Source organism: bacterium, from assembly GCA_040756715.1.
In the GTDB taxonomy this organism is placed as follows: domain Bacteria; phylum UBA9089; class UBA9088; order UBA9088; family UBA9088; genus JBFLYE01.
The window spans coordinates 1-9,206 of sequence record JBFLYE010000213.1; the positions used below are offsets into that span (position 1 = coordinate 1).

The 9,206-nt window shown below is 35.8% G+C and carries 8 protein-coding genes; 2 read left to right on the top strand and 6 right to left on the bottom strand.

Annotation, left to right across the window (positions count from 1 at the left end):
* The coding region (locus AB1397_08345; GenBank protein MEW6482981.1) for a dipeptide/oligopeptide/nickel ABC transporter ATP-binding protein at positions 1-553 on the bottom strand (553 nt) is incomplete at its 3' end.
* Positions 554-650: 97 nt separating this feature from the next.
* Here AB1397_08345 and AB1397_08350 point away from each other — a divergent pair.
* Both AB1397_08350 and moaC read left to right on the top strand, forming a co-directional pair.
* A complete protein-coding gene (locus tag AB1397_08350; GenBank protein ID MEW6482982.1) occupies positions 651-1,508 on the top strand; it encodes a hypothetical protein in 858 nt (285 codons plus the stop codon).
* The gene (gene moaC, locus AB1397_08355) at positions 1,505-1,996 is read left to right on the top strand and encodes a cyclic pyranopterin monophosphate synthase MoaC (protein ID MEW6482983.1); all 492 of its coding nucleotides are present in this window, start codon (positions 1,505-1,507) and stop codon (positions 1,994-1,996) included. The genes AB1397_08350 and moaC overlap by 4 nt, the downstream gene beginning before the upstream one ends.
* 148 nt (positions 1,997-2,144) lie before the next feature.
* Here moaC and bioF read toward each other — a convergent pair whose 3' ends face one another.
* The 5 genes from bioF to galT form a co-directional block, all read right to left on the bottom strand.
* Entirely contained in the window at positions 2,145-3,269 is a 1,125-nt protein-coding gene (gene bioF / locus AB1397_08360; protein MEW6482984.1) for an 8-amino-7-oxononanoate synthase, read from the bottom strand.
* Positions 3,266-4,060 (bottom strand): peptide chain release factor N(5)-glutamine methyltransferase, encoded by a 795-nt coding sequence (gene prmC, locus AB1397_08365; GenBank protein ID MEW6482985.1) that lies wholly within the window; start codon positions 4,058-4,060, stop codon positions 3,266-3,268. Before prmC ends, bioF begins: the two co-directional genes overlap by 4 nt.
* A gap of 314 nt (positions 4,061-4,374) precedes the next feature.
* A complete protein-coding gene (locus AB1397_08370) occupies positions 4,375-4,572 on the bottom strand; it encodes a hypothetical protein (GenBank protein MEW6482986.1) in 198 nt (65 codons plus the stop codon).
* Positions 4,573-4,641: 69 nt separating this feature from the next.
* Positions 4,642-7,977: a chromosome segregation protein SMC gene (gene smc, locus AB1397_08375; protein ID MEW6482987.1), complete on the bottom strand. Its 3,336-nt coding sequence runs from the start codon at positions 7,975-7,977 to the stop codon at positions 4,642-4,644.
* A 99-nt stretch (positions 7,978-8,076) separates the two neighbouring features.
* A complete protein-coding gene (gene galT, locus AB1397_08380) occupies positions 8,077-9,072 on the bottom strand; it encodes a galactose-1-phosphate uridylyltransferase (GenBank protein ID MEW6482988.1) in 996 nt (331 codons plus the stop codon).
* Positions 9,073-9,206 lie beyond the last annotated feature (134 nt).

The following is a 9,206-nucleotide window of genomic DNA, read 5'->3' on the forward strand; positions in this document are numbered from 1 at the left end:
AAAGGTCGATTATCCCTCCCCTTATTGATAGGTCAAGGGAGGATATAGGCTCATCGGCAATAAGAAGTTTTGGTTTTATTGACAAAGCCCTTGCAATGGCTATCCTTTGCTTTTGTCCACCTGAGAATTGATGGGGGTATTTATTAAGGCTTTCTCTTTTGAAGCCAATTATAGAAAGAAGTTCATTTATCCTTTTTTCCTTATCTTCTATTTTATGAATAATAAGGGGCTCTTTTAATATCTCATAAATCCTCTTCCTTGGGCTTAAGGAGGAATCTGGGTTTTGAAAGACAATAGAGATGTTTTTTCTTGCCATCTTTGAGGAAACCTCTCCTCCATCAAAATAAACCTTTCCAGAGGTAGGAGGGGTAAGATTTAGGATAATCCTTGCCAGGGTTGATTTTCCAGAGCCACTCTCTCCAACCAGCCCCAATATTTTTCCTTTTTCTAAAGAAAAACTTACACCATCAAGGGCTTTTATTATCCCCCTTGTCTTTGAAAAGAAACCACCCTTTATGAGAAAATATTTCTTTAATTCCTTTACCTCAAGCATTGGCACATATTATAATCGCATTACAAACAGCTTATCAAGGTTTGATAAAAAAACAAAATAATTGCTTTTTGCTACAATAAATTATTATAATGGTCTTATGAAGGATAAATATCTTTTTTTGCTTGTTATTCTTCTTTTTGTTGTGGGCATAGGTTTATTCTTGCAGATATTTTTTCTTTTGGAGAAGCCAAAGATAAGCTCTGAAAGGAAAAAAATTGAGACAATAGTTTTAGAAAACAGCGAGCTTAAAAAAGGGATAAATAGGCTTTTGGCAGAAAGGACTACTTTTTCTACCCAGATTGCTTCTCTTATTGAAGAAAATAAGAGGAAGGACGAACAAATAAAGATGCTTGTCTCAAGGAAGCCAAAGGAGATTGTGGTTTTTAAGCCAGATATTAAGCTTGAGGAAGAAAGAGAGAGGCTTATTCTGGAGAATGAGCATTTTAGCAAGATAAACAGGGAATTGGACAAAAAGATAGAAAAGGCATCAAGAGAGCTTTTAGCAAAGGAAGAGGGAATAAAAAGCCTTGAGCAAGAGATAAAAAATAAAGAAAGAGAAAAAGGCATTGTTATGGCTGAGATGCAAGATGCTTTCTTGGATACGCAAGCCAAAGAAAGGGAGGAATCCCTTGAAAGGGATAAAATTGCCTTAGCTCAGAAAATCCTTTCCCTTCAGGATGAGATAGCAGAGCTTTCAAAGAAAAATGGAGAGCTTTTAGAAAAAAATTCCCTTATTTTAAAAGAGATGGATGACCTGAAGGAAAAGCTTGCTATTTCCGAGGAGGAAAAGGAGAGAATAATTGAGTCTTCAAAGAGGGAAATTGAGGATATTCTTAAGAAAAAAGAGGAAGAGGTTTCAAAGATAAGTGTTGAAAAAGGGGAAGATAAAAAAAGGGCTCATAAGCGGTCTTTGGCAGGGAATTTCTTGAGCATGTTTTTATTATGGAAGAAATAAGGCTTTCTCATATTGATAGAGAAGGAAGGCCAAAGATTGTTGATATATCAAGAAAAAAAGAGACCCTGCGCAGAGCTATTGCCTCCTGTAAGATTATAATGAAAAAGGAGACCTTAAAGCTCATAAAGGAGGGAAAAGCAAAAAAGGGTGATGTTTTAAGCGTTGCTGTAATTGGAGGGATAGAGGGGGTTAAAAAGACAGGAGAGCTTATCCTCCTCTCCCATCCATTAAATATTGAGGGAGCAGATGTAAGGTTTTTCTTTGAGGAGGATGGAATAAGGATAGAACAAGAGGTATGGCTTTATGGAAAGACAGGGCCTGAGATGGAAGCCCTTACCGGATGTGCTTTAGCTGCCTTAAATATTTATGACATGTGTAAGGCTGTTGATAAGGAGATGGTGATTTCCAATCTCTCTCTTATCTCAAAAAAAGGTGGAAAAACAAAGAAATTCAGTATCTCCTCACCTTTTTTAAGCCAGACCAGCTAAACAAATGACTAAAATTGAAAATTCAAAATAATTTAGAGGAACGAATATTATTTCCTGCTTCGTGCTTAATCAGATATTGTTTCATGCTTCGTGCGTTTCTTTCATTTCAACTTCCTTTCTTCTTCTCGTCTACCCACATACAGCGAAGCTAAACACTACCACATACCTTTAAAGCATCTACAAGCTTATCCAGAACCCCCTTTTTATGATAAAACGACAAAGAAAGCCTTATCCTTGATGTATTTTTTAAGACAGTGGGTGGTCTTATGGGAAGTGCCCAAAACCCTCCTTCACAAAGATATTTACTTGCCTTAATTGCCCTTTCATCCTCTTTTAAAATAATAGGGATTATTTGGGTCTCAGAGGTTATGAGAAACCCAGAATCCAAAAGCCTTTTTCTTAAATATTTGGCATTCTCCAATAAAACCTTCCTTCTTTCTGGTTCTTCCTTTAACAATTTTAAAGCCTCAAGGTTTCCTGCAATAATACAGGGAGGAAGGCCTGTTGAATAAATAAATGATCTCGCCTTGTTTATAAGGAAATCTATCATTTCTTTATCACCCACAACATATCCACCAAAACCTCCCAAAGCCTTGCTAAATGTTCCCATGATAAGCTCTGTTTTTTTACTTAAGCCTTTTTCTCCCACCAACCCTTCTCCATTTCTTCCAAATATCCCGGTTGCGTGTGCCTCATCAACCAAGAGCTTAAAGTTATACCTTTCCTTCAGGGATACAATATCAGAGAGAATTGCCTTATCTCCATCCATACTAAAAACAGATTCTGTAACCACCCAGATATTTTTTGCTTTATTCTTTTTAAGGAGGCTTTCAAGATGCTCAATGTCATTATGCTTAAACCTTAAAAGATGGGCAGAAGAAAGAATAGCACCATCTATTATGCTTGCATGGGAAAATCTATCGGCAAGGATAAGGCTTTCTCTGTCACATATTGCAGATATTATTCCAAGGTTTGCCTGATATCCAGAATTAAAAACAAGACCTTTTTCCTTTTCTTTTAGCTTTGCAATTTCCTCTTCAAGCATATGATGAATCTCATAATCTCCACTCAAAAGCCTTGAGGCACAACAACCTATTCCAAATTGTTCTACTGCATTTTTACAAGCCTCTTTTAGCCTTGGATGAGAAGATAGCCCAAGGTAATCATTGGAGGAAAAATCAATATATTCCCTTCCTTTAATATAGATTTTTCCATCCCTCCTTTTAAAACAGGGCTTTAATGTCCTATGAAACTCTTGCTTAAACCCTTTCATTGCATACCAAGAATTAATATTCTTTCTATATCAGAATAATCTTTAACAATTCTTTTGAGGGAAAAATTATGATTTTTTGCAATTTCTGAAATAGCCTTCCTTTTCCCTTGCCCAATTTCAAGGATTAAAAGCCCATCCTTTTTGAGCAAATGCCTTGCTTCCTCAAATATCCTTGGATAAAAATCCAACCCAGAAGGACCTCCGTCAAGGGCTATCTTTGGCTCATATTCTAAAACAAGGCCTGTCTCTACATAGGGTGGATTAGAGACAATAATATCAAATTTTCCCTTTATTGCACTTAAAATTAAGGAGCGGATAAAATGTATTCTAACATTATGCATCTTTGTATTCATTTTGCAAACAAGAAGGGCTTTTTCTGATATATCCGTTGCAAGGACACAAGAGTTAGGAAGAAATTTTTTTATAGATATGGCAATTACACCCGAGCCACATCCTATATCAATTATTCTTGGACTTTTTATCTTTTCTGCCTCTTTTATTGCCTCGCTTACTAATATCTCTGTTTCTTTTCTTGGAATTAAAACATCCTTGGTTATCTTGAACAAAAGACCCATAAACTCTGTCTGTCCTGTTAGATATTCCAAAGGAACCCCCTTTTTTCTTTCCAAAATCAATTTTTCAAAGCAAGAAATTCCATCTTCTTTTAGCTCATAATCTGGGTTTTTGTATAGCTCTATTATTGGCTTGTTTAGAACAAAAGAGAGGAGGATTTCTACCTCAAGGCTATTAAGGCTAAGCCTTCCTTTAACTAAAGCCTCTTGTATTTTCATGTTATGGATTGTAAATTTTAAATTCCCATTTTCCCCTATTTTATTTAAATAAAAAAATTGTTAGTGGCAATAGATTGTAAAATTATAAAATAAGAGATATTTATGATGATTTTAAATACATTAAAAGATAAAATCAAGGAGGAAAAAATGAAAAAGATTTTTTGGTTTTGGTTTTAGGGGTAGTAGGACCCTCTCATACCCCTTCCAGGCAATATTATTTTTGCTGGGATTATCTATAGCATTGAGCTTTTTGATGCAAACAATCAACCCTACGGAACACAATCTTTACCAGGCCAAGCAATCATTTACCTCCCTTATTCCGATAAGGACAATAATGGCATCCTTGATGGGACAAAGATAAGGGAAGAAACCCTAAAGATATACCAATGGGATAACATTAGCTGGATAGCATTGCCTACCTCAATTGATAAGATAAACAATATAGCCTTTAGCCCGGTTCCCCATTTTTCAACCCCTACCTTAGGGGGAGGAATCTTTGCCGAAACAAACAATGATGCCTTTGCTTATCCTAACCCCTGGAGGAGGGCGGAAAATGGGAAATTGCAATTGTTTGAGCTGTGCTAAACTTTATTCTTAAGCCTCATAGAGAGGACTTTTGAAACACCAGGTGTCTCCATTGTTATTCCATAGATTGTATCAGCTATCTCTATTGTCCTCTTATTATGGGTTATTATAAGGAATTGGGTCTCCTTTGAAAACAGCTTAACAAGCTCAACAAACCTTTTGATATTTGCCTCATCCAAAGAGGCATCAACTTCATCAAGAAAGCAAAAGGGCGCTGGTTTTACCATAAACAAAGAGAACAAAAGGATAATAGCAAGCAATGTTTTTTCTCCCGAAGATAACAAAATAAGCCCCTTTTTCCTCTTTCCCGGTAGCTCTATCTCCATATCTATCTTTCCATTATTCATAACAATCCCTGCATTTCCTCCGCCAAATATCTTTAAAAAAATGGAGGAAAAATTATCATTTATCTTTATAAAGGTTTTACCAAAGACCTCCTTTGCCTTTTTGTCAAGCTCTCCTATAAGATAATAGAGGTCATCTTTTGCCTTGTTCAGGTCAGAAAGCTCTTGTTCATAAAAGGAAAGCCTCTCCTTTATTTTATCATACTCATAAGCAGACGAAAGATTTACATTAGAATAATGCAAAAGCTCTCTTTCTATTTTCTCTGCCCTTTCTTTGTCAAGCTTGTTTTCCATCTCCTTTATCCTTTCTCCATAATCAGAAACAATAGAATTTATTCTCTCTGAAAGAAGGGAGAGAGAAAGAGAAATATCCGTTATTTCTTTATTCTTCTCCTCCCTTATTCTATAAAGGCTATTAATCTTATTTTCCAATTCCAAAATGCTTTTTTCTTCTTCCAGAATAGAAGAAGAGGCTTGTGCTTTTGTCTTTTCAGAGCTTGTTTCTTCATCAAGCACCAAAAAAAGGGCTTTTTTATCTTTTAATAACCCCTCCTTAATAAGGATTTGTTCTTTTTCTTTTTCCCTTGCCTCTTTTATAACAGCCTCCTTTTCATAGGATATTTCTTTTTGCTCTAGTTTCTGTTTCTTCTCCCTTTGCAAAAGAAGGTTTAATTTCTCCCTTTGCAATTCCATTTTTCTCTCCTCATCCATCAAGTCTTTGAGCTCTGTGTTTATTTCATTTAGCTTTTGTTCTAACAATTTTACATTTTCATCACTTTCTTTCTCTGTAAGGGCTGATATCTCTTTATATATTTCATCCTCCCTCTCTTTAAAGAAAAGGATTTCATCCTCTATTCTTTGTATTTTTAAGGAGAGGCCATCTTCATTTCCTTTTTCTCTTTCCTCCTCTTGTAATAGCCTTTTAAGGCTTGCTTCATCTTTTAAAAGCAATTTCTCGCTTATTTCTAATTCCTTAACTATGGCCATTTTTTCTTTTTGCCCATCGCTTCTTTTTTTCTCTAATTCTTTTAATTCACCTTCCAGCTCAATCAAGCGATTTTTTAGAGAATCTACCCCTTTTTTCCTTGATAACAAGCCTATCTCATCACCTACCTCAATTATCCCATTCTCTATCTTAATACCATCAATTGTAACTACCTTCCATCCAGCAGAAGAAAATTTTAAGGCTGTTTCAATATCCTTTACAATCAAAAGATTGGAGAATAGCCAATTTATACCCTCATCCTTTATCTTAATAAAGTCTGAAGCCCTTCCAAGGACATTCTGGTGCTCTGGTGCTAGTAGGCTGCTCTGGTGCTCTGATGCTCTTTTCTTTAAGACAATAAATATTCTTCCTAGATTAACCTTCTTTGTATGAGAAATTAACCCTTTTATCTCATCCTCGTTTGCTACTATAGAACAAAGCCTATCTCCTAAAAATCCATCTATTGCCTTTGCAAATTCATCCTTTACCTCTATCATTTTCTCCAGAATAGATGTTTCTTTTATAGCCCCATCCTTTATAAACCCTTCTATTACCTTTTTTTTAAGGGGAAGGCTTGAGAGAGAAGAAATCTTATGCTTGCAAGAGACCTCTTCCTCCCTCATCTCATCAATCATTTTGTTTATCTTTGCCTCTTTGGCTAAAATCTCATTTTCTCTTGCTTTAAGAGCATTAAAATTTCCCCTTTCTTTCTCTATTTTTTCCTTAAGGCTTTGTATTTGTTTTAACAATTCATCCCTTTTTAAAATTATTTCTAGCCTCTCCTTGTTTAGCTTTTCTACATCTTCACCTAGTCTTTTTGTTCTATTTTTGATATTTCTAATCTCCCTTTCTCCTTCATCCCTTTTTCCCTTTATCCCTGCCTTTCTGCTTAAACCATCAATAAGCTCATTCTTTAGGCCATCCTCAATCTCTTGAAGCCTTTTTATTTTCTCTTTTATTTCTAAATTTTCTTCTGGTAAACCAATAGCCATTTTTTCAGCCTCTATGTTTAAAAGCTCATCCTTTAAGCTTTTTTCTTTTGTCAAAAGTCCTCTCTCCTTTTCTTTGAGGCTAGATATTCTCTCAGAAAGAAAGACGAGCCTTTCTTCTTTTCTTGCTATCTCTTCCCTTAATTTTTCCTTCCTTTCCCTTATTTCAAAAAGGAGGTCGTCTTTTTGTTTTAGTCCTTCTACGAGCCTTTTAAAATTCTCCCTTTTCCCCTTTAAGATGGCCTCATTTTTTATAATTTCATCGTTTATCCCCTTTTCTTCCTTCTCCTTTAGGCTTAATTCTCCTTTTTTTCTGTGATATTCCTCCCATAGGGTATGATATTTATAAACATTAAGCTCATCCTTTAGCCTCTTATACCTTCTCGCCTTTGATGCCTGGTATTTTAAGCTATCTCCCTCTCTTTTAAGCTCTGCCATAATATCAGATACCCTCGTAATATTCTCTAATGTTTTTCTTAAATTTCCCAAAGCCTCTTCCTTTTTTACCCTATAGCCTGCAATGGCTGATGCCTCTTCAAAAAGGCCTAATCTTTCATCAGGGCTTTTTAGTAGTAGCTCTATTTTTTCCTGTGTCATTAAGAAATAGCCATTCTGGGAAAGGCCTGTATCTAATAACAATCTATTTATATCCTTAAGTCTACAGGGTTTTTGATTGAGCATATATACAGATTCTCCTTGAGGAAATATCGTTCTTGTAATCTTTACCTCAGAAAAAGGGGTTTTAAGGAGGTTATTGCTATTATCTAATAAAATAGAAACCTCTGCTATGCTGGTTGGCTTTTCCATCTCTGCTCCGTGAAAGATAAGGTCTGACATAGATTTTGCCCTGAGAAGATGGAGATTTTGCTCACCCAAAACCCACCTTATCGCATCACAAATATTGCTCTTTCCGCAGCCATTTGGTCCAACAAAGAGTGTCAAGGGGTGATCAAAGGTAAATTTCTCCCTTTTAAATGACTTAAAGCCTATAAGTTCAAGGGAAGAGAAAAACATAAGAGGTATTATACAAAATCAAGAAATTTTGAATTTTAAATCCATTTTATAATTCAAAATTCACCATTCAAAATTTTATAAAGGGTTGTGGAATTAACTCTATATTTTTACCTCCCTCAAAAATTTTCCACTCTCCTCTGGAAGGGAGGTATTGATGTACATCCCAGAGCCAAGCTCAAATCCAGCTGACTTTCCCATCCTTGGGACAATGCTTATATACCAATGGAAATAATTGACATTTGAGCAATCAATGGGCGCCTGCCTTATGACATAGTTAAAATCCGGGTCAGATAAGCCAAAATATAGCCTTTTTAAGAGGTCTAAAAGGATGTTGCTTAAGCTTTCCATCTCAAGATCATTTATCTCAAAAAAGCTTGCAAAATGCCTCTTTGGAAGGAGCCAGATGTGAAATGGTGAGAATGCAGAATAGAGAACAAAGGCAACAAATTCTTTGTTTTCAATGATAATTCTTCTTCCATCAGCTATCTCATCCTCAATCATCTGGCAGAATACACAGGTATGGTGGTCGTCATAATATCTCATTGCCTCCTCAAGCCTGGTTCTTATGTGATTGGGAACAACCGGTGTGGCAATGAGTTGGGAGTGGGGATGCTCAAGGGATGTGCCAGCAGCTTCGCCGTGATTCTTAAAGATGATGACAAGGTTTATCCTTTTATCCTTTGCTATTTCTAAATTTCTCTCCTTATAGGATGTGATAATGTTAAGGACATCACTCTCTAGAAGGAGGGCTGTGGTAAGGTTATGCTTTGGTGTCTCAACAATCACCTCATGATAGCCAAATCCAGGAAGGCTTCTTACCAAGCCTGAAAGATAGGGCTTTTTCCAGGGAATATCGGGAAGCAAAGCAGAAAATTTATTTGGGACAACCCTTAATTTCCATCCTTTATCATCTTTGATAGAAAAGAGCTCTGGTGGTGTTTTGTCTTCATTCCCAGGGCAGAATGGACAGGTTTGGACAAATTCTAAAGCTGGCTTTTTCTCTTGTTTCTTTACAAAATCCTCAGGCCTTTTTGCCCTCTCTGTAGCAATGACAACCCATTCTTTGGTAGCAATATTCTGTCTTAATTCTGGCATTTCATTAAATTATAGTATCTTCCATTACTTAGTGCAAAAATAGATAGGGTTGTGTTTATCTGTTAAAAATTCATCCACCTTTTAAGAAATTTTGAATTCTAAATTTTGAATTTTGAATTGAAGGTTTAAGTTTT